The organism is Mycobacterium shunyiense, from assembly GCF_058270075.1.
The window spans coordinates 313,232-332,480 of sequence record NZ_JBZDPU010000001.1 but is presented as its reverse complement, the minus strand read 5'-3'; the positions used below and the strand labels follow the sequence as shown (position 1 = coordinate 332,480).

The 19,249-nt window shown below is 63.9% G+C and carries 22 protein-coding genes; 11 read left to right on the top strand and 11 right to left on the bottom strand.

The window, feature by feature from the left end; translation table 11 throughout:
- Positions 1-130 precede the first annotated feature (130 nt).
- Together nrdI and nrdE are read left to right on the top strand one after the other, a co-directional pair.
- Positions 131-583 carry a class Ib ribonucleoside-diphosphate reductase assembly flavoprotein NrdI gene (nrdI, locus tag AC4ELH_RS01670; RefSeq protein WP_055112586.1) on the top strand — a complete coding sequence of 151 codons (453 nt, stop codon included), beginning with the start codon at positions 131-133 and terminating at the stop codon, positions 581-583.
- Complete coding sequence (nrdE, locus tag AC4ELH_RS01665; RefSeq protein WP_448448650.1) at positions 550-2,718, top strand: class 1b ribonucleoside-diphosphate reductase subunit alpha; 2,169 nt, start codon at positions 550-552, stop codon at positions 2,716-2,718. The genes nrdI and nrdE overlap by 34 nt, the downstream gene beginning before the upstream one ends.
- A 50-nt stretch (positions 2,719-2,768) precedes the next feature.
- Here nrdE and frc read toward each other — a convergent pair whose 3' ends face one another.
- The 5 genes from frc to AC4ELH_RS01640 all read right to left on the bottom strand — a co-directional run bounded on the left by frc (position 2,769) and on the right by AC4ELH_RS01640 (position 7,459).
- Positions 2,769-4,022, bottom strand: coding sequence for a formyl-CoA transferase (gene frc, locus AC4ELH_RS01660; protein ID WP_498883050.1), 1,254 nt, complete (start codon positions 4,020-4,022; stop codon positions 2,769-2,771).
- 51 nt (positions 4,023-4,073) lie between these two features.
- On the bottom strand, positions 4,074-5,804 hold the full coding sequence (gene oxc / locus AC4ELH_RS01655; protein ID WP_498883048.1) for an oxalyl-CoA decarboxylase: 1,731 nt from the start codon (positions 5,802-5,804) through the stop codon (positions 4,074-4,076).
- Positions 5,805-5,954: 150 nt separating this feature from the next.
- Complete coding sequence (locus AC4ELH_RS01650) at positions 5,955-6,161, bottom strand: hypothetical protein (protein ID WP_064959191.1); 207 nt, start codon at positions 6,159-6,161, stop codon at positions 5,955-5,957.
- Between the two features lie 404 nt (positions 6,162-6,565).
- Positions 6,566-6,823 carry a hypothetical protein gene (locus AC4ELH_RS01645; protein WP_498883047.1) on the bottom strand — a complete coding sequence of 86 codons (258 nt, stop codon included), beginning with the start codon at positions 6,821-6,823 and terminating at the stop codon, positions 6,566-6,568.
- Positions 6,824-6,937: 114 nt separating this feature from the next.
- Positions 6,938-7,459, bottom strand: coding sequence for a hypothetical protein (locus AC4ELH_RS01640; protein WP_498883046.1), 522 nt, complete (start codon positions 7,457-7,459; stop codon positions 6,938-6,940).
- A gap of 137 nt (positions 7,460-7,596) precedes the next feature.
- On the opposite strand from AC4ELH_RS01640, the gene AC4ELH_RS01635 reads away from it, so the two are divergent.
- Together AC4ELH_RS01635 and AC4ELH_RS01630 are read left to right on the top strand one after the other, a co-directional pair.
- A complete protein-coding gene (locus tag AC4ELH_RS01635; RefSeq protein ID WP_165609179.1) occupies positions 7,597-7,761 on the top strand; it encodes a hypothetical protein in 165 nt (54 codons plus the stop codon).
- A gap of 54 nt (positions 7,762-7,815) precedes the next feature.
- Complete coding sequence (locus AC4ELH_RS01630) at positions 7,816-8,382, top strand: metallophosphoesterase family protein (protein WP_498883045.1); 567 nt, start codon at positions 7,816-7,818, stop codon at positions 8,380-8,382.
- A gap of 23 nt (positions 8,383-8,405) precedes the next feature.
- On the opposite strand, the gene AC4ELH_RS01625 is transcribed toward AC4ELH_RS01630, so the two are convergent.
- The 3 genes from AC4ELH_RS01625 to AC4ELH_RS01615 form a co-directional block, all read right to left on the bottom strand.
- Positions 8,406-8,666, bottom strand: coding sequence for a hypothetical protein (locus AC4ELH_RS01625; protein ID WP_498883043.1), 261 nt, complete (start codon positions 8,664-8,666; stop codon positions 8,406-8,408).
- Positions 8,667-8,773: 107 nt separating this feature from the next.
- The gene (locus AC4ELH_RS01620) at positions 8,774-9,655 is read right to left on the bottom strand and encodes an exodeoxyribonuclease III (RefSeq protein ID WP_498883042.1); all 882 of its coding nucleotides are present in this window, start codon (positions 9,653-9,655) and stop codon (positions 8,774-8,776) included.
- A 200-nt stretch (positions 9,656-9,855) separates the two neighbouring features.
- A complete protein-coding gene (locus tag AC4ELH_RS01615) occupies positions 9,856-10,242 on the bottom strand; it encodes a DUF5997 family protein (RefSeq protein WP_064880759.1) in 387 nt (128 codons plus the stop codon).
- A 28-nt stretch (positions 10,243-10,270) separates the two neighbouring features.
- Here AC4ELH_RS01615 and AC4ELH_RS01610 point away from each other — a divergent pair, with 28 nt between their 5' ends.
- Both AC4ELH_RS01610 and AC4ELH_RS01605 read left to right on the top strand, forming a co-directional pair.
- Positions 10,271-10,984: a LysR family substrate-binding domain-containing protein gene (locus AC4ELH_RS01610; RefSeq protein ID WP_498883040.1), complete on the top strand. Its 714-nt coding sequence runs from the start codon at positions 10,271-10,273 to the stop codon at positions 10,982-10,984.
- Positions 10,985-11,026: 42 nt separating this feature from the next.
- Positions 11,027-11,380: a cupin domain-containing protein gene (locus AC4ELH_RS01605; protein WP_498883039.1), complete on the top strand. Its 354-nt coding sequence runs from the start codon at positions 11,027-11,029 to the stop codon at positions 11,378-11,380.
- A gap of 81 nt (positions 11,381-11,461) precedes the next feature.
- Here the strand turns inward: AC4ELH_RS01605 and AC4ELH_RS01600 are convergent, their stop codons facing one another.
- Positions 11,462-11,902, bottom strand: a complete 441-nt coding sequence (locus AC4ELH_RS01600; RefSeq protein ID WP_498883038.1) for a CDGP domain-containing protein — start codon at positions 11,900-11,902, stop codon at positions 11,462-11,464.
- 212 nt (positions 11,903-12,114) lie between these two features.
- On the opposite strand from AC4ELH_RS01600, the gene AC4ELH_RS01595 reads away from it, so the two are divergent.
- Together AC4ELH_RS01595 and pip are read left to right on the top strand one after the other, a co-directional pair.
- Entirely contained in the window at positions 12,115-12,654 is a 540-nt protein-coding gene (locus AC4ELH_RS01595; RefSeq protein ID WP_498883037.1) for a hypothetical protein, read from the top strand.
- Positions 12,655-12,837: 183 nt separating this feature from the next.
- Positions 12,838-13,815, top strand: coding sequence for a prolyl aminopeptidase (pip, locus tag AC4ELH_RS01590; protein ID WP_498883036.1), 978 nt, complete (start codon positions 12,838-12,840; stop codon positions 13,813-13,815).
- Positions 13,816-13,898: 83 nt separating this feature from the next.
- Here the strand turns inward: pip and AC4ELH_RS01585 are convergent, their stop codons facing one another.
- Entirely contained in the window at positions 13,899-15,077 is a 1,179-nt protein-coding gene (locus tag AC4ELH_RS01585) for an NAD(P)/FAD-dependent oxidoreductase (protein ID WP_498883035.1), read from the bottom strand.
- Positions 15,078-15,228: 151 nt separating this feature from the next.
- Here AC4ELH_RS01585 and AC4ELH_RS01580 point away from each other — a divergent pair, with 151 nt between their 5' ends.
- From AC4ELH_RS01580 to nrdF, 3 genes are all read left to right on the top strand, one after another.
- Positions 15,229-15,969: a TetR/AcrR family transcriptional regulator gene (locus AC4ELH_RS01580; protein ID WP_448448677.1), complete on the top strand. Its 741-nt coding sequence runs from the start codon at positions 15,229-15,231 to the stop codon at positions 15,967-15,969.
- An 80-nt stretch (positions 15,970-16,049) separates the two neighbouring features.
- Positions 16,050-17,588 carry a flavin-containing monooxygenase gene (locus tag AC4ELH_RS01575; protein WP_064880729.1) on the top strand — a complete coding sequence of 513 codons (1,539 nt, stop codon included), beginning with the start codon at positions 16,050-16,052 and terminating at the stop codon, positions 17,586-17,588.
- A 75-nt stretch (positions 17,589-17,663) separates the two neighbouring features.
- Complete coding sequence (gene nrdF, locus AC4ELH_RS01570) at positions 17,664-18,626, top strand: class 1b ribonucleoside-diphosphate reductase subunit beta (protein ID WP_055119916.1); 963 nt, start codon at positions 17,664-17,666, stop codon at positions 18,624-18,626.
- Here nrdF and AC4ELH_RS01565 read toward each other — a convergent pair whose 3' ends face one another.
- Positions 18,627-19,169 carry a hypothetical protein gene (locus AC4ELH_RS01565; RefSeq protein WP_491838550.1) on the bottom strand — a complete coding sequence of 181 codons (543 nt, stop codon included), beginning with the start codon at positions 19,167-19,169 and terminating at the stop codon, positions 18,627-18,629.
- Positions 19,170-19,249 lie beyond the last annotated feature (80 nt).

Sequence of the window (19,249 nt, the reverse complement as noted above, 5' to 3'; positions counted from 1 at the left end):
ATGTCCACAACCAAAGGAGAGATGAGATCAATGAATACCGCATCACTCAATATCAACCGTCCACCAGTCACGGTCGCGGCGACCGCGTAACGGAAGGCATCACCACCACGGGGGAAGGACGGAGGACACGATGAGCCATCTCGTCTACTTCTCCAGCGTCTCGGAGAACACCCACCGCTTCGTCCAGAAGCTGGGATGGCCCGAAGATCGCGTCACCCGGATCCCGCTGCATGGCCGCATCGAGGTGGACGAGCCCTACGTTCTGGTCCTGCCCACCTACGGCGGCGGCCGTGCCACTCCCGACATCGACAACGGTGGCTACGTCCCCAAGCAGGTCATCGCCTTTCTGAACAATGAACACAACCGGTCGTTGATCCGCGGCGTCATCGCCGCGGGCAACAACAACTTCGGTGCGGAGTTCGCGTACGCGGGCAATGTTGTCTCGCGCAAATGCGGCGTGCCGTACCTGTATCGCTTCGAACTCATGGGAACCCCGGACGATGTCGAGGCTGTCCGTGCGGGGTTGAAAGACTTTTGGAAGGACCAGACGTGCCACCAACCGTCACAGCTGCAGAGCCTGTAACCGCTCCTGGGCACACCCTGCCCGGAGAGACTGATTACCACGCGCTCAACGCGATGCTGAATCTGTACGACGCCGACGGCAAGATTCAGTTCGACAAGGATGTGCGGGCTGCGCGGGAGTACTTCCTGCAGCACGTCAACCAGAACACGGTGTTCTTCCATAGTCAGGACGAGAAGCTCGATTACCTGATCGAGAAGGAGTACTACGAGCGCGAGGTGCTCGATCAGTACAGCCGCAACTTCGTCAAGAGCCTGCTCGATCGGGCCTACGCCAAGAAGTTCCGGTTCCCGACCTTCCTCGGTGCGTTCAAGTACTACACCTCCTACACGCTCAAGACCTTCGACGGGAAGCGCTACCTCGAGCGTTTCGAAGATCGCGTCGTCATGGTGGCGCTGACCCTGGCTGCCGGTGACACGGTGCTGGCAGAGAAGCTCGTCGACGAGATCATCGACGGCCGCTTCCAGCCGGCCACCCCGACGTTCCTCAACTCGGGAAAGAAGCAGCGCGGCGAGCCGGTGTCCTGCTTCCTGCTGCGCATCGAGGACAACATGGAGTCCATCGGGCGCTCGATCAACTCGGCCCTGCAGCTGTCCAAGCGCGGCGGCGGAGTCGCCTTGCTGCTGACCAACATTCGTGAGCACGGCGCCCCGATCAAGAACATCGAGAACCAGAGCTCGGGCGTAATCCCGATCATGAAGCTGCTGGAGGACTCGTTCTCCTACGCCAACCAGCTCGGCGCCCGCCAGGGTGCCGGTGCGGTGTACCTGCACGCGCACCACCCCGACATCTACCGGTTCCTTGACACCAAGCGTGAGAACGCCGACGAGAAGATCCGGATCAAGACGCTCTCGCTCGGTGTCGTGATCCCGGACATCACCTTCGAGTTGGCCAAGAAGAATGAGGACATGTACCTCTTCTCGCCGTACGACGTGGAGAAGGTCTACGGCGTCCCGTTCGCCGACATCTCGGTGACCGAGAAGTACTACGAGATGGTCGACGACGCGCGCATCCGCAAGACGAAGATCAAGGCGCGCGAGTTCTTCCAGACGCTGGCCGAGCTGCAGTTCGAGTCGGGCTACCCGTACATCATGTACGAGGACACGGTGAACCGGGCGAACCCGATCGCCGGCAAGATCACCCACTCCAACCTGTGCTCGGAGATCCTGCAGGTCTCGACCGCCTCGGAATTCAACGACGATCTGTCCTACTCCAAGGTGGGCAAGGACATCTCGTGCAACCTCGGGTCGATGAACATCGCCAAGACCATGGATTCACCGGACTTCGCGCAGTCCATCGAGGTGGCGATCCGGGCCCTGACCGCGGTGAGCGATCAGACCCACATCTGGTCGGTGCCGTCGATCGAGCAGGGCAACAACAGCTCGCACGCGATCGGCCTGGGGCAGATGAACCTGCACGGGTATCTGGCCCGTGAGCGGATCCACTACGGCTCCGAAGAAGGCATCGACTTCACCAACATCTACTTCTACACCGTGCTGTTCCACGCATTGCGGGCATCGAATCTGATTGCGATCGAACGCGGTACGAGCTTCGGTGGGTTCGAGGACTCGAAATACGCGTCGGGGGAGTTCTTCGACAAGTACACCGATCAGGTGTGGGAGCCGGCCACCGACAAGGTCCGGCAGATCTTCGCCGATGCGGAGATCCACATCCCGACGCAGGACGACTGGAAGCAGTTGAAGGAGTCGGTGCAGAAGCACGGCATCTACAACCAGAACCTGCAGGCCGTCCCGCCGACCGGGTCGATCTCGTACATCAACCACTCGACATCCTCGATCCACCCGGTGGCGAGCAAGATCGAGATCCGCAAGGAAGGCAAGATCGGTCGGGTTTACTACCCGGCGCCGTATCTGACCAACGACAACCTGGAGTACTACCAGGACGCGTACGAGATCGGCTACGAAAAGATCATCGACACCTATGCCGCGGCCACCCAGCACGTGGACCAAGGGCTGAGCCTGACGTTGTTCTTCAAGGACACCGCCACCACCCGCGAGGTCAACAAGGCGCAGATCTACGCCTGGCGCAAGGGAATCAAGACGTTGTACTACATCCGGCTTCGCCAGATGGCCTTGGAGGGCACTGAGGTGGAGGGTTGCGTCAGCTGCATGTTGTGACGATTCGTCGCTGACCGGGGCCGCGCCGCCGGCGTGGTCGGCGCGAGCGTTCACACGACGCCGTTGGCGTGCATGGTGGCGATGGCGTCCGAGTCGTATCCGAGATCAGTCAAGATGTCATCGGTGTGCTCGCCGAGCAACGGCGAGGCGGTGATCTCAGGGGTAAACCCGGAGAACTTGACCGGGCTGCCCACGGTCAAGTAGCTACCGCGTTCCTTGTGCGCCACCTCTACGATGCTGCCGCTGCTCCTGAGCGCGGGATCGTGAGCGATTTCTTTCATGCTCAACACCGGCGCACACGGCACCCCGTAGCGATGGAGAATCTCGAGGGCTTCGTATTTGGTCTTGTCGGACAGCCACGTCTCGATCTCATCGAAGATCTCGAAGATGTGCAGTTGACGGGCCGCCGCGCTGGAGTATGCCGGGTCGTCGACCCACTCGGGGTGCTCGACTGCCGCGCATGTGCGCGCCCAATTCTGTTCCTGAATCGTGAAATACAAGTATGCGTTGGGGTCTGTCTCCCAACCCTTGCACTTCAGCATCCAGCCGGCCTGCCCTCCGCCGCTGGCGTTCCCGCCGCGAGGCACGGTGTCGCCGAAGGTTCCGCGTGGGTACTGCGGGTATTCCTCGAGGTAGCCCAGCTCCTCCAGCCGCATCTGGTCACGCAGCTTAACCCGGCACAGGTTGAGCACCGAATCTTGCATCGACACTGAAACCTTCTGACCCACACCGGTTTTGTCCCGACTCATCAGTGCGGCGAATATGCCGATCAACAAGTGCATGCCAGTATTGCTGTCCCCGACGGCGGCTCCGCTCACCGTCGGCGGGCCGTCCCAGAATCCGGTGGTCGAGGCGGCGCCTCCGGCGCACTGCGCGACGCTCTCGTACGTCTTCAGATCGGCCCAAGGGGATTCGTCGTTGAATCCTTTGATGGAACCGAAGATCAGCCTGGGGTTGAGCTCGTGGATATGCTCCCAGCCCAGGCCCATTCGGTCCATTGCCCCCGGGGCGAAGTTCTCGACAAGCACGTCGGCGCCACGGATCAGCTGCTCCATCACCGCTCTGCCTTCCGACGTTTTGGTGTTGACGGTCAAGGAGCGCTTGTTGCTGTTGAGCTGTGTGAAGTACAACGAGTCGACCTCGGGGCGGTCACGCAGCTGCCGGCGGGTGATATCGCCACCGTCAGGCCGCTCGACCTTGAGCACTTCGGCGCCCAACCACGCCATCATCTGGGTACACGCCGGGCCTGCCTGCACTCCGGTGAAATCGATGACTCTTATGCCACCCAGAGGTCGTTGATTCATGAGGATGTCCTGTCTGTGCTTCTCGCGAATGTCCGTACGGCGGCGACGAACTCATGCTTGTCCGACGCCCCTGGGATTGAGGTTTGTCAGATGGCCGCTCTCGGTACCTGCGGTCGGGTCGATCACGCAGTCGATCAGTGCCGGACGCCTGGCGGTCAGGGCCGTGTCGAGAGCCGTCTTGAGTTCGGCCGGGGTGGTGGCGCGGTAGCCATCGCCGCCGAACGCCTCGATGAGCTTTTCGTGGTGAGTTCCGACCGTCAGTGCGGTTGGTGCGGGATCGGCCGAGACGCTGTTGACTTCGTCGCCCTTGTAGATCCCGCCGTTGTTGAACACCACGACGACGATCGGAAGTCCGTAGCGGCAGATCGTTTCCAACTCCATGGCGGAGAATCCGAAGGCACTGTCGCCCTCGATCGCCACCACAGGATCGCCCGTCTCGACAGCCGCGGCGATCGCGTAACCCATGCCGATGCCCATGACTCCCCAGGTGCCGCTGTCCAGGCGATGGCGTGGGCGCCGCATATCGATGACGTTGCGTGCGATGTCGAGTGTGTTCGCCCCTTCGTTCACCACGTAGGCCTGGGGGTATGAATGCAGTACGTCGCGGATCGTGTGAAGTGCGCCGTAAAACTCCATCGGCAGCAGATCGGTGTCGAGTCGCTGCGCCATCCTGGCCCGGTTCTGGGCTGATCTGGCCGCCAATTCCCGTCGCCATGATTCGGGTGCCCGGATCTTGCCGCGGTTGTGTTCGGTCAGCGCTTGCATCACCGAGCCGATGTCGCCCGCGAGCGGCGCGGCGATCGGCTGGTTGCTGTCGAACTCGGTGGCCTCGATGTCGATCTGGATGAACTTGGCATCAGGGTTCCACTGCGGCGCTTCACCGTGACCGAGTAGCCAGTTGAGCCGGGCGCCGGCAAGAAGGATGACATCCGCTTCGCGGAGCGCCAGCGAACGCGCCGTCGCAACACATTGAGGATGGTCGTCGGGGAGTATGCCCTTGGCCATCGACATCGGGAGGAACGGTAGGTGGGTGCCTTCGAGGAACTGTCGAATCTCGTTGTCCGCCTGTGCGTATGCCGCACCCTTGCCCAGCACTACCAACGGTCGCTGTGCGTCGGCAAGCAGCCCGACAGCGCGCACCGCCGCGTCCGGTGCCGGAATCTGCCGTGGAGCGGGGTCGACCAGGCGCCACAGCGATGAAGCGCCCCGATCGGCATCGATGATCTCGCCCAGCACGGCAGCCGGGATGTCCAGATACACACCTCCCGGCCGGCCCGAGATCGCGGTGCGGATCGCGCGGGCAATCCCTCGGCCGATGTCTTCGGCGCGGTCGACGCGATAGGCCGCTTTCGCGAACCGTTCCGCCGCGGCGATCTGGTCGAGTTCTTCGTAGTCACCACGTTTGAGGTCGACGATGTGGCGCTCGCTGGAGCCCGAAATCTGCACGACGGGGAAACAGTTCGTCGTTGCGTTCGCCAGTGCGACCAGGCCGTTGAGAAACCCCGGTCCGGAGACGGTCAGACACACACCGGGTTTCCTCGTGAGGAACCCCGCGGCGGACGCCGCATGGGCGGCATCGCTTTCGTGGCGGAATCCGATGTAGCGGATTCCTGAGGACTGTGCAGTGCGTGCCAGGTCGGTGATCGGAATGCCGACCAATCCGTAGATGGTGTCGACGTTGTTCAACTTGAGCGCATCGACGACGAGATGGCTGCCATCAGTGTGTGTTTGGCCGCCAGGCTCGCAGCTCGCGGCGTGCGTCGGAGTTTGTGTGAGCGTCATGATGTGCCTTTCCTCTACGGTCGTCAATCTCGGTGTGTTCAAGCACCTTTCAGCTGACCAGGGCGACGACTGCGCAACGGTCTGCGCGCCCTGGTCAGCTGGATAGGGAGATGCTCGAGAACGTGGTCGGGACGCCGACCGTCACGCCGCTCAGAACGGGAGGTCGACCTGCCCGTTCGTGGTGTTCGCCTCGTCGTGGTTCGAGACGTGGTATCCGAGGGAGGAGTGCACCTGCGGGTTGGTGCCGTACGGCACGAGTGGATCGGTGTTGGCGCTGGCGATGGGCGCGAGAACGATCGCGCCACCGATTGCGGCGATGGCCAACCACGGTGCGACGTATTTGGCTGCAGATTTCATGGTCTTCTCCTTTGGTGTTCGCCCGTTTTGGACTGAATCAACAGTCGCTCTTGAGCGCGCTGATGTCCTCACCGCTGACGCCTATTCGGTATTCCGGCTAGCTGCAATTCAGCAGGTAGGGTCCGCCGTACCAGCTAGGTCCAGGAGCGGACCGTCGCCGGTATCGTTGACCATCTACGTCCGAGGACAACCCCGTCCTGGGGCCGTGTTTGGCGGAGGCCTGGATGCGACTCGGCGACGAGCTGCAGGCGCAGCGGCGTCGGCGGAATGTCGTTGCACGCGACGTTCCCGTTGCCCGAGGCGTAGCGCCTTCGAATGGCCAGTTGTCGCGCGCCATTCTCGAAAATGCGTGTGATAACTGGCCATTCGGCGCTAGCAGTTCGTTGCCCGGCTGACACGCTCGATCAGATCGGCACCCAGGACGGTTCCGGTCCAAGGGCGGCGTTGAACTCCTCGATCTGCCCCGGGGTTGTGAATGTGATGTCCATATCGTCGACGACCCACGAGACATAGAAACGTCCCATACTTTCGGAGGGGGCGAAGATCGGTGCCAATTGTTCGATCAGCCCGTCGGGCAGGTACTTGGCGTACGTGGTGAAGGGCAGCGAGTATCGGGCCTTGCCCATCTCGAATTCGATGACGGCGTTAGGGACGGGGTTCAAGATGGGACTCTGCCAATCGCCGGTCATATCGCACCGGATCTGGCGCAACGGACCGTCATATCCGCTGATGCGGGCAAACTCGCGCACGATCCCGAACGCATCGTCCTCGTAGAACTACTCCGCATGGGTGGTGAAGAATGCCAGGTGGCGAAGCGGTGGGTCCCGTTCGTCCCCCAGCATTTCCAGAACCCTCATCACGGAGCAAATGTCCATGTCCTCGAACACGTCCATGTGTTCGGCGCACTCGACGATCTCGTCATCGGGCACCTCGTCAGGGTCGAGGATCCCGGCAGCTACCAGCAAGGCGAACGTCGTCAGAAGTTGTTCCCGCAACTCCGGTGTGAGCGGGTGCCGCCACGCGGGCCTATCGGCCTGGTCCGGGTCGGGTAGGTCGGGTAGCCACGCCGGCGGCTCGGCATCCCGGGCCTCCCGAAACTCCTTGTAGGACTGTCGCAAGGACCAGAGACCAACCGCTAGAAACCCCCACCCGAGTAGCTGGGTGGATAGGGTGGCGTCCGAAATGAACTCAATCCCGATCCAGCCCATGTAGAGGGCAAGCCCCAGATATGTGGGCGGACCGATCCAGCGCAGCTGGTACAGCGTCCGATCGAACAGCCTCCGCCACCGCGAGTTCATCGCGCCATCATGCCCCACCGACGGATGCGTCAGTAAGGCAATTCGGGTGGGGGTGCCGGTCCCGGCAGCAAGGGAGCCTGACGCAGATACCAGGTCGGCGGATGGTGTTCAGCGACGGTGTCGGAGATCATGTTCCGATGTCGACAACCGTCGAGGCCGTCCTTGTCACCGCTCTGGTGCTCGCGATCGTCGCCGCCATATTCGGTCTGATCTACGCATGGGAGAAGTGGGGGAAAGGGACTCGACTGGAACAGCGCATGGATCGCTTCTTCGATCGCGTCAGCGACATGTTCGACCGCTAGCAGAGGGGCAAAACTCGGTCGCGACGTGTCGGGTCTGCCCGCTACCGTCCGCGTGTGGATTTTTTCACCGCCGACCTGCACCTCGCGCACCCGAAGCTGGCGGTCTTGCGCGGGTTCGACACGGTGGCAGCGCACGACGCCGCGGTGATGGCGTCGCTGTACCGGCTCGATCCGAAACAGGACACGTTGTGGGTGCTCGGTGACATCTGCGCCGGTGGGGTGGCGTCGATGGAATCAGCTCTGGCGCAGCTGAGCACATTGCACGTACCGATGCACCTCGTGACCGGCAATCACGATCCGGTGCATCCGATGTACCGGGGCGCTCAGAAGCATTTCGCCGCCTACGCCGCGGTGTTCGCGAGCGTGCAGCAGGTGGCGCGGACGAAGGTGGGTGGAGAGGGCGTGATGCTCAGCCACTTCCCGTACGTCGACGTTCCGGACAGGCTCTCGCGCAGAAGCTTCGATCAATATCAGTTGCCGAACCTCGGGATGTGGTTGATCCACGGACACACCCACTCCGATGAGTCACGGTCGGGAAAGCGATCGATCTGCGTGTCGCTGGAGGCGTGGGATCGGCAGCCGGCGCCGGCCGACGAGATCGCTGCGGAGATGCAGCGGTGACGCCTCGTCCCCATGAGGTTCTGTCAGCTGGGTGTCACGGTATCGCCGCGCGCAGGTAGGCCGGCGGCCCGGATCGCCTGGTCGATCTCCGCGAGCAACTCGCTCTCGCTGAGGCCGTCGATCTCCTCCGCGTAGAGGTAGCCGGCTTCGAGGGCGCTGCCGTCGGCGTATTCGAGAGACACCAGTACCGAGCCGTCATCGAGCTCGTGCAGGGTGTAGATCGTGCCGGCGTATTGCGGGTCGCCGCTGTCGACTGCGTACGTGGCCCGTGGCGTCTCGTCCATGTCCGAAGTTTGCCCGAGTCAGCTCTCGCGGGCGTGCTCGGCAACCCGATCGAGGTGGCTGCGGCCCTCACGCTGCTCAGTGTGCGCGGGGCTCGGTAACCGGCGGCTCAGGCGAAGGCGTACCGCACGACGACGGGCGCGTGGTCAGACAGCCGCGCGCCGGGTTCGGGTTCCTTGTCGACGGTCACCGACACGGCGGTCCGCGCCAGCCGCGGCGTGGCCAGGTGGTGATCGATGCGCCAGCCCACGTCCTTGACGAACGACTCGCCGGCCCAACTCCACCAGGACAGCGGCCCGGGGCGGTCGCCGTGCAGCGTCCGCACCACGTCGACAAGCGTGCGCGGCCCGATCTGTCTGTCCAGCCAGGCGCGTTCCTCGGGGAGAAAGCCCTCCATCTTCTGTGCGGGCCGCCAATTGGTCACGTCGTGCGGAAGATGAGCGAGGTTCAGGTCTCCGAGCAGCAGGAACTCGCGACCCGCATCGAGCGCCGCCCGGCGGTTCCGGCTCAGCTCGCGCGCGAACGCTCCGAGGAAGCGCATCTTCCGGTCGTACTTGGCGCCGCCGTCAGGCGTATCGCGCATGGTGCCGGGCCGCTGCAAGTGCGCGGGTAGGCCGCCCTTCGGCAGGTAGAGGCACGCCACGGTGAGGGGAACGTCCGCGAGGTCTACCTCGAGGTACCGGCCCTCGCCCGCATGGGCCCCGAGGCCCCGGCTGCGCGGCGGATGCGAGACCCAGGTCCGCACATCCGACGGTGCCTCGCGCGTCAGGATCGCGACACCGTTGCGGCCCGGGATCGAGCCGCAGTCGATTGCCGCGCGATAACCGTCGAACGTGCCGACCTCCTCGCGTGGGCAGCGCAACTCCTGCAGGGCCACCACGTCGAGCCCCCGCCCGGCGAGCCAGGCGTCGAAGCCGCGACGGCGTGCCGCCCGGATTCCGTTGACGTTGAACGTGGCAATGCCCAGCGGAGGGTTTGGAGTGTCAGGCATCTGGTGCTGGTGCTTCCGTTCGGAGTGCATCACGTGCGTCATCGTCTTCGGCCCACGCGGTCCAGACAGTTCGTCCGATCCAGGGTGCAGCGTTTCGTCGCCGCCAGGCTTGTCGATGTGACATTCCGAAAACCGCTGCGATTTCAGCTCAGTTCCGCGTGGCGCGCTCTTTGCGGCGGTGGCGGCACGTGGCAGCGCCGTCAGCCTTCGCGGGCCTGATCCGTGTGCAGGGCCTTGATACGGCGCTGCTCGCGCAGCACGCTCTGGTAGCTCTCCCGTTCGGCGACCAGCCACTCCGGGTTCTCCTCGAGCAGCTGATTGATCTGCTCGGTGGTCAGCGCATCCCCGACCGCGCCGCGCGCGAGACCGGCGATCGAGATGCCCAGCTTGGCTGCCACGAGATTCTTCGGGTGTGGACCGTTCTTGCGGAGATCCTTGAGCCACTGGGGCGGGTCGTCCTGCAGAGCGGCGAGCTCGGCGCGGGTGATCGCGTTCTCCTGGAACTCGGCAGGTGTCGCGGGCAAGTAGACGTCCAGTTTCTTCGCCGCGGTGGCGGGTTTCATGGACTGCGCGTTCGGCCTGCTCATGCAATGAGCGTATCGGTAACCTGAGGCGGTGACCCCGCAGTCCCTGACCCTCGGGTATGTCCCCGGTGGGACGCCCGCGAAGTGGGCGCGGATCTGGGCGGAGCGCCACCCGGGGGTGCCGCTGCAGTTGTGCGCCGTCACCGCGGCAGACGCCGCCGCCGCAGTGCGGGAAGGCACCGTCGACGTGGTGTTGCTCCGGCCGTCGGCTGACACATCCGGGCTGGCCATCATTCCTCTCTACGAAGAGACGACGGTGGCGGTGGTGCCGATCGATCACCTTCTCACCGCCGCCGACGAGATCACCGCGGCCGACCTCGACGACGAACCTGTCCTGGTGCCGCTCGATCACGTCGTCGACTGGGCGAATGCTCCCGGCGTTGTCGTCGATCACCGACCCGAGACCACCAAGGATGCGATAGAGCTCGTCGCCGCCGGGATGGGGGCGCTCGTCGTTCCGCAGTCCCTGGCGCGCCTGTATCACCGCAAGGACCTCACGTACCGGCCGATCGCCGACGCCCCCAGTTGCCCTGTGGCGCTGGGTTTCCGGGAAGGTCCGCAACCGGAATTGGTCGAGGAGTTCATCGGGATCGTGCGCGGCCGCAAACCCGGCTCGTCGCGGGGGCAATCCCAGCCGGCGCCAAAACGCACCGCCCGAGAGAAGACCTTCGCCAAGCAGGCCGCTCGCGCCGCTGCGGGCAAGGTGGCCCGTAAGTCAGGTCCGGCCAAACGCGGTCGACGCTGACGTACCGGGAATTGTGAGGCGGTGCGCAAGGTTGCCGCACACATGACCATTAACGGTGATGTTTCGTCGTTCGGTCCCAACGCGCCTGGATATGTCTGGAAGTCGGCTGCAGACGTCGAACCGATCGAAGTCTTTCCCGGAATCACTGTCCAACCGCTCTGGCAGGGCGCCAACGGTGCCAAAGCAGCCGTCACCACCATCGCGCCGGGAGCGGTCTGGGCGGGCGAAGATCTGCATGACCCCGGTCCCGAAGAGGTCTACGTGGTCTCCGGAGTGTTCAACGATGGCGTCAACGACTACGTCGCGGGCACATTCCTGCACGCCCCGGCCGGGTCGTGGCACGTACCGCAGTCCGCCGTGGGTTGTGTGCTGTTCCTGTTCTATCCAGAAGGGTAGATGCTGCCGGGCGCGCAAGTTGCCGGCCCGGCCGAAAAGCGTATGGCCACAGTCGGATTGATTCGACGCGTGGGTCCAGCGCTAGGGCATTTCCGCCTGTGCCGGTGGCGCAGGCGGTTCTGGGGGTGCCGGTGGCGCGGGCACGGGGTCGGGCATGTGCCCGGGTTCGTCGGGAGGAATGGTGTCGGCACGCACTTCGTAGGTGTCGTTGTTCGCGACTTGGTCTTCGACCCAGCCGCCGGGGTAGTAGGTGCAGTTGGTGCCGAAATAGGAGTTCGAGCAGCTGCTGGTCGGATTCTGATAGTGGCGGGGGACTCCGATGAGTCGGTGCCGTGTCCAGGACCCGTCCGGACGGAGAGGTTCGTCGCAAATTTGACGTGTTTGCGAACCCAGGAAGCCCCATGGGCGCTTCTCGCAGTTCGGCGGAATCTCGGCATTGGCGACGGGCGCGTACATCGTTGCGCCGAAGGCCGTTGCCAATCCGAGTAAGAGGAGCTTGCGGCCAATGGCGCCAGCGGTCATCGGGGTCCTTCTCTGGTGTCAAGTATTAAAGGCAGCGTCAATTTACTCGAAGTGAATTCATCCCGCGTCGGAATGACGGCAAATTTCTACCTGCTCGACGACGCGGGCCGAACTCGCGTGTCAGACCCCGGCCCTAGCGTTGCCCTCATGTTCCTTCAGAGTCGGCGCAATCGGTGGTTGAGCGCTGTCAACCTCGTGGAATCGAGCATCGAATGACCTCGGCTGCCGTGCCCGAAGGCTCACCGCGCAGGTGGTTTGAGGCAGTGGCTCACCGGCTGCCCTATCTGCTCATTGCCGCGGTGGTGGCCAGGGTGGCGGTTTGGTTCGGCTTACTCGTCAACGTCGGCTACGCCGTCATGGTGGTGTTTGTGGTCGGTTCGATGATCACGCTGCTTCATCACGCTTCGGGGCGCATGTGCATTCGCTGCATGAGAGATGTTCCCGCCGACGCGCCGGTACGGGCCCAGCGCCAGAAGATGATTCTGCGTTTCTCGCACTTCACCATGACTCCACTCGCAATTCTGGTTCTGCTGGTGCTGACCTTCGCCCCGATGTTCATCGCTCGTCTGCTCCCCACCGAGTCCCAGTTGCCGTACGTTCCCCAGTCGTTGTGGGTATTCATGCTTGCCTATGCGGAATTGGTGCATCACCGGCTCCGGCCTTGGTGCCCATACTGTCGCGACTGGGATGACGAAGGAGATCCCGAGCCATCGCCGGACCCAACGGCTTTCGGGACGAAGTCGCTTCAATAGGCGAGCATGGCCAGTCGGGGACCGTGCGAGCAGGCGGTGGCAAACGCGAGCGCGCCGAGCGGCACGGCCGACGCGGAGTTCCTGCCGAGACGACCCCGCCGATGCACGATGGCACGCTAGCCACTGTGCGGGTGCAGCGCGGTGGGGTCGAGTCGCTGATCCCGTCCATTAGCGTGATGGTCTATGGGGGAGAGGCAATCGGCGGCTCCCGAGCCGCGACGTTCCGGACTGCTCGATGTCGGCGACGGCAATCGCATGTATTGGGAGACACGGGGAAATCCTGCCGGCCGCACGGTGTTGATCGTGCACGGCGGACCCGGTAGTGGCCGGTCGCGCACCGCGCACCGGACGTTCGACGACACGGTTTTCCAGATCGTGTCGTTTGATCAGCGTGGCTGCGGTGACAGCCTGCCGAGTGCCGCCGACCCGGCGACCGATATGGCGCACAACACCACCGAACATCTCATCGCCGATATGGAAGCGCTTCGCACCTATCTGGGAGTACAGCGTTGGCTGCTGTATGGCGGTTCGTGGGCGTCCACGCTCATCTTGGCCTACGCCGAGCGCCATCCCGAACGGGTGGAGGGCATTGTTCTGGTCGGGGTGACCATGACTCGTCCCGGTGAAATCGACTGGCTCTACGGCGGTTTGCGTCTGTTGCTGCCGATGGAGTGGGAAAGGTTCCGCGCCGGGGCTCCCGAACACCTGCGCGACGGCGATCTGGTCGAGGCCTATCGGGTGCTGATGGAGCACCCAGACGCGGCGGTGCGCGACCAGGCTGCGCGTGATTGGTGCGAATGGGAGGACGCCGCGATTGCGCATGAGACACAGGGATCGCCCGGACAATACGGTGCGCGGCCGGATGCGGCCAAGCTCGCCTTCGTGCGCATCTGCACCCACTATTTCGCCCGTCACGCATGGCTCGAGGACGGACAGCTACTGCGAAATGCCCACCGACTGACCGGGATTCCCGCTGTGTTGATTCACGGTCGCCTCGATCTGTCCGCGCCGCTCCGCACCGCGTGGGAACTCGCCCAGGCCTGGCCGGCGGCCGAGCTGGTGGTCATCGAGGACTCCGGGCACACCGGCAGTCGAGCGATGGTCGCCGCCATCAAGCAGGCGGTTTCGCGATTCACCGTCGGCGATCTGAGTCCGCGCTGACCGAAACCCATCAGCCCCAAAGAAAGAAAGTCCCTGCGAAGATCGGCAGATTCTTCGCAGGGACTTCACTCTCGGTCTAACGGTCAGGTGTGCTGCGGGCTCTGCGCCTTCTTGTACAGCGACTTGAGCAGGAGGTCACGGAAGGTGTGGTTGTCCAACGCCTTCAGACCCGCACCCGCGACCGCAGGCATCCCGGCCAGCTTGTTGAAGAAGCGGCCGCGTCGGTACTCACGACCCCACGCCGCGCGCATCCGCTGCTCGTAGTTCGTGAAGTCGTCGGGCCCGCCGTTGGTGAGCGCGGCGATCGCGCACTCGCCTGCGGTCAGACCGGACTCGAGGGCCTTGGAGATGCCCGCACCGGACACCGGCTTGCCGGCGCCCAGCGAGTCCCCGACGAACAGCACGCCCGGACGCCACGGCGGCCACGCGGTGAAGCCCATTGGCAATCGCCAGGCCCGCACACTCTTGTTTTTCTTGAGTTCCTCGATCGGCGGCAGTTCCCATTCGGCGGGCAGGGTCCGCAGGAAGTCGCCGAGGAACTGGGTGGCGTTGATCGACTGCCAATTCTTGTAGCTGTTCACGTAACCCAGGCCGATGTTGAACCGGCCTCCGCCCATTGGGAAGACCCAGCCGTAGCCGGGCAGCTGATCACCCTGGAACAACAGCTTGAGGTAGATCTCGAACGCGTCGGAGTCGGGACGGTTGGCGTGCATCTCGGATCGGATCGCGATGGCCGAGTAGCCGTTGTACTCCGAGTCGATCTTCAGGGCACGCTTGATGGGGGAGTAGGCGCCGTCGGCCGCGATGACCGCGTCGCCGTAGACCTTCTCACCGCTCTTGAGCACCACGCCGACCACGCGGCCCTTGCCGTCGAATTCAGGCCCGGACACCTCGGCGCCCTGGCGGACCTCGGCGCCCGTCGACTCGGCGTGCTTCAGTAGCAGCGTGTCGAGTTCGGTGCGGCTCACAGTGTGGCCGTGGTCGGGCATGCCGGGACGGCGCGGAAAGGACAGTTCCCACTCGCTGGGGCTGAATACGGTCACCTTGTTGACCCGATGGAACTTGGCCACCTCGTCGGCCAGGCCCATCTTCTGCAGATAACTCACCGCACGCGCGGTGAGTCCATCGCCACACGGCTTGTCGCGGGGGAACTCCGCTTTGTCGAGGACCAGCACCTTCGCGCCGGTCTGAGCGGCCTGCCACGCCGCGGCGGACCCTGATGGGCCGCCACCTGCTATGACCAGGTCGTATCGCTGCGTCATGAGCCTCGTCTCATCGGTTGACTGTGGCTGCGATAGTACCCAAGCCGGCTGTCGGAGGCGTGACGGGCGAACGCCCGGGTCAAACGGTAAAACCGCGTGTTGGAGGGCGGTCTGGGCAGGTCAGCGCTATCGGGGCGGGTACAGTGATCGCGTGCGGCGAACGTCGAGATCACATTCCAGCGATGGCCCGGGCGTCAAGGTTGACGCCCGTAGCGAGCGCTGGCGTGAGCACCGTAAGAAGGTGCGGTCGGAGATCGTCGACGCCTCGTTCCGGGCGATCGACCGGTTGGGACCCGAGGTCAGCCTGCGGGAGATCGCCGAAGAGGCCGGTACTGCCAAGCCCAAGATCTACCGTCATTTCGCCGACAAGTCCGATCTGTTCCAGGCCATCGGCGAGCGACTGCGCGACATGTTGTGGTCGGCGATCTTCCCGGCGATCAACCTCGGCGCCGACCCGGCCCGGGAGGTCATCCGGCGCAGCGTCGAGCAGTACGTGCTGTTGGTCGATAAGCACCCCAACGTGTTGCGGTTCCTGATCCAGGGCCGGTTCGCCGAACAGAGCGAATCGACGATGCGCGCACTCAACGAGGGCCGCGGCATCACCCTGGCGATGGCCGACATGTTCTCCAACGAACTGCGCGAGATGGAACTGGACGGGGCCGCGATCGAACTGGCGGCATTCGCCACGTTCGGTGCGTGCGCGTCGGCCACGGACTGGTGGCTGGGCACCGATGAGGACAGCCCGCGCCGGATGCCGGCCGAGGAGTTCGTCAACCACCTGACCACCATCATGGTCGGTTCCATCAATGGCACCTGTGAACTGCTCGGCATCTGGATCGACCCGGACCTGCCGCTGCATGAAGGTGTCCAGCGCCGCCAGCACGCCAGCTGATCATTTCTTTGACAGCGGGGTCGCGGGGCCGGAAACTGGGAACTATCCGGTACCGCCGTTCCCAGAAAAGGACCTGAGCTATGACGGCTGCCCAACCCTCACAGGGTCAGCAACCCATCCACACCCGCGCCCTGATCATCGGCAGTGGGTTCTCGGGGATGGGGATGGCGATCGAACTGCAACGCCGAGGCGTCGACTTCCTCGTCCTGGAGAAAGCCGACGAGTTCGGTGGGACCTGGCGCGACAACACCTACCCGGGGTGTGCCTGCGACATCCCCTCGCACATGTACTCGTTCTCCTTCGAGCCGAAGGCGGACTGGAGCCACATGTGGTCGTTCCAGCCCGAGATTCAGGAGTACCTGCTGGGCGTGGCCAACAAGTACGGGCTGCGCCGGTACACCCGGTTCAACACCCATGTGGACCGCGCGCACTGGGATGAGCAGGAACTGCGCTGGCACGTGTTCAGCGACACCGGCCAGGAGTTCATCGCACAGTTCCTGGTGTCCGGAGCCGGTGGCCTGCACATCCCGCAGATCCCCGACATCGAGGGACGCGAGGATTTTGCCGGTGCGGCTTTCCATTCCGCGGAGTGGGACCACAGCGTCGACCTCACCGGCAAGCGGGTCGCAGTGATCGGCACCGGCGCCAGCGCCATTCAGATCGTGCCCGAGATCGTCAAGGACGTCGCCGAGCTGCACCTCTACCAGCGCACCCCGGCCTGGGTGATGCCGCGGGTGAACAACAAGTTCCCGCAATGGATTCGGCGCGTGTTCAGCTATGTGCCCGGCACCCGCGCGGCCATGCGTGCCGCCATCTACTGGATCCACGAGGGCGTCGGCTTCGCCATGACGCAGCAACCGCGGCTGCTCAAGATCGGCGAGGCGATGGGCCGCTACAACATCAACCGCAGCATCAAGGATCCTGAACTGCGCCGCAAACTCACTCCGAGCTACCGCGCCGGGTGTAAGCGAATCCTCAACTCCGACAAGTACTACCGAGGGATCGCCAATCCCAAGACCCAGGTGATCACCGAGTCGATCACGCGGATGACGCCGACCGGCATCGTCACCGCCGACGGTGTCGAGCATCCGGCGGACGTGGTCGTGTGGGCGACCGGCTTCCACGTCACCGACTCCTACACCTACGTCGACATCAAGGGCGCCGGCGGTGAGGACCTGGTGGACCGTTGGAACCGCGAGGGGATGTCAGCCCACCGCGGCATCGCGGTGTCCGGTATGCCGAACTTGTTCTTCCTGCTCGGGCCGAACACCGCACTGGGTCACAACTCGGTGGTGTTCATGATCGAATCGCAGATCCGCTACGTCGGCCAGGCGATCGCCGCCGTCGACCACGCCGGCGCCCAGGCACTCTCGCCCAATCCCGCTGCCCAGGCCGCGTTCAATGCCGAGCTGCAGCACGATCTGGCCGACACCGTGTTCAATACCGGAGGTTGCCGGAGCTGGTACATGGACGCTCACGGAGTCAATCGGACCCTGTGGAGCGGCATGACCTGGCAGTACTGGCTGGCAACGCGCAAGCTGGATCCTGCGGAGTTCGACTTCATCCATGAGGCGAGCGACACGAAAACACAAGGTGTTGCGGTCCCCGCGGGTCAGTAACCCCAGGGGTAGTGTCGTGGGTGCCATCCGGCAAACAAAACAACCTGGTGAAATGGGGTTCTGGTGAGCGAAGGCATGAAGCTGATCGACCGTGTCTCAGCGATCAACTGGAACCGTCTCCAGGATGAGAAGGACGCCGAGGTCTGGGATCGGCTCACCGGTAATTTCTGGTTGCCGGAGAAGGTGCCGGTATCCAACGACATCCCGTCGTGGGGCACCCTCACCGCGCACGAGAAGCAGCTCACCATGCGGGTGTTCACCGGTCTGACCCTGCTTGACACCATCCAGGGCACCGTCGGCGCGGTCAGCCTGATCCCCGATGCGCTCACCCCGCACGAGGAAGCCGTCTACACCAACATCGCATTCATGGAGTCGGTGCACGCCCGCAGCTACAGCAACATCTTCTCCACGCTGTGCTCGACGGCCGAGATCGACGACGCGTTCCGCTGGTCGGAGGAGAACCCGAACCTGCAGCGCAAGGCCGAGATCGTCATGCAGTACTACAAGGGTGACGAACCGCTCAAGCGCAAGGTGGCGTCCACACTGCTGGAGAGCTTCCTGTTCTACTCGGGCTTTTACCTGCCGATGTACTGGTCGAGCCGGGCCAAGCTGACCAACACCGCCGACATGATCCGGCTGATCATCCGCGACGAGGCCGTACACGGCTACTACATCGGCTACAAGTACCAGCGCGGGCTGGCCCTGCTGGACGAGGAAAAGCGTACGGAGCTCAAGGATTACACCTATGAGCTGCTCTTCGAGCTCTACGACAACGAGGTCGAGTACACCCAGGATCTCTACGACGAGGTCGGGCTGACCGAGGACGTCAAGAAGTTCCTGCGTTACAACGCCAACAAGGCGCTGATGAACCTCGGCTACGAGGCGCTGTTCCCCAAGGACGAGACCGACGTGAATCCGGCGATCCTGTCCGCGCTGTCACCGAACGCCGACGAGAACCATGACTTCTTCTCGGGCTCCGGTTCGTCGTACGTGATCGGCAAGGCCGTCAACACCGAAGACGAGGACTGGGACTTCTAACTAGTTGGCGTACGGGTTGCGGCCCTCGCCGGTGTTGAGCAGCAGTGGGTTGTTCACGTCGAGGACATAGCTGCCGGCGGGGCTGAGAACGAACCCGGCCCCGTCAAAGGAGTTGCTGCACACCGTCACCGTGCCGTCGGTCCCGCAGGTCACGTTGCGGAAGCTGATGCGCGATCCGGGCAGCAACCGGTTGGGCAACCCGTCGAACACGAACAGCGGCCGGTTGTCGTTCATGAACGTCGGTGGTCCCTGTTGTGCGCCGGTCACCGCGTTGGCCCCGTCCGGTGCTGCGGGCAGGGGACCGCTGCAGCCATATTTGCCGGATCCGCGGCCGATCGCGCACGCGATGTCGCCGGGTACCGCGAAGGCGTAGTACTCGCCGTTGTGCATCGCGAAGTCTGACGGCTTCACCGGCGTCAGCGCGTTGAGATTGAGTGGCGGCGGGGGAGGAGGCGGCGGTGGGTCTGCTGCAGCCAACCCGGGGGCACCAAGGCCGGCGCCGATTGCAGCGCTTACCAGGGCCACCAGCATTCTCATGCTCATCAGGTCACCTTAAGTCGTCGCGTCCTGGCATGCAGTTGGTCGCTGAGATAACCCACGAAACCTTCGATGACGTGGGGCTG

Coding starts and splice junctions, on each gene's coding strand:
- nrdI (WP_055112586.1), top strand. CDS start 131: ATGAGCCATCTCGTCTACTTCTCCAGCGTCTCGGAGAACACCCACCGC.
- frc (WP_498883050.1), bottom strand. CDS start 4,022: ATGAATCAACGACCTCTGGGTGGCATAAGAGTCATCGATTTCACCGGA.
- oxc (WP_498883048.1), bottom strand. CDS start 5,804: ATGACGCTCACACAAACTCCGACGCACGCCGCGAGCTGCGAGCCTGGC.
- AC4ELH_RS01650 (WP_064959191.1), bottom strand. CDS start 6,161: ATGAAATCTGCAGCCAAATACGTCGCACCGTGGTTGGCCATCGCCGCA.
- AC4ELH_RS01640 (WP_498883046.1), bottom strand. CDS start 7,459: ATGAACTCGCGGTGGCGGAGGCTGTTCGATCGGACGCTGTACCAGCTG.
- AC4ELH_RS01635 (WP_165609179.1), top strand. CDS start 7,597: ATGTCGACAACCGTCGAGGCCGTCCTTGTCACCGCTCTGGTGCTCGCG.
- AC4ELH_RS01625 (WP_498883043.1), bottom strand. CDS start 8,666: ATGGACGAGACGCCACGGGCCACGTACGCAGTCGACAGCGGCGACCCG.
- AC4ELH_RS01620 (WP_498883042.1), bottom strand. CDS start 9,655: ATGCCTGACACTCCAAACCCTCCGCTGGGCATTGCCACGTTCAACGTC.
- AC4ELH_RS01615 (WP_064880759.1), bottom strand. CDS start 10,242: ATGAGCAGGCCGAACGCGCAGTCCATGAAACCCGCCACCGCGGCGAAG.
- AC4ELH_RS01605 (WP_498883039.1), top strand. CDS start 11,027: ATGACCATTAACGGTGATGTTTCGTCGTTCGGTCCCAACGCGCCTGGA.
- AC4ELH_RS01600 (WP_498883038.1), bottom strand. CDS start 11,902: ATGACCGCTGGCGCCATTGGCCGCAAGCTCCTCTTACTCGGATTGGCA.
- AC4ELH_RS01595 (WP_498883037.1), top strand. CDS start 12,115: ATGACCTCGGCTGCCGTGCCCGAAGGCTCACCGCGCAGGTGGTTTGAG.
- pip (WP_498883036.1), top strand. CDS start 12,838: ATGGGGGAGAGGCAATCGGCGGCTCCCGAGCCGCGACGTTCCGGACTG.
- AC4ELH_RS01585 (WP_498883035.1), bottom strand. CDS start 15,077: ATGACGCAGCGATACGACCTGGTCATAGCAGGTGGCGGCCCATCAGGG.
- AC4ELH_RS01575 (WP_064880729.1), top strand. CDS start 16,050: ATGACGGCTGCCCAACCCTCACAGGGTCAGCAACCCATCCACACCCGC.
- nrdF (WP_055119916.1), top strand. CDS start 17,664: ATGAAGCTGATCGACCGTGTCTCAGCGATCAACTGGAACCGTCTCCAG.
- AC4ELH_RS01565 (WP_491838550.1), bottom strand. CDS start 19,169: ATGAGCATGAGAATGCTGGTGGCCCTGGTAAGCGCTGCAATCGGCGCC.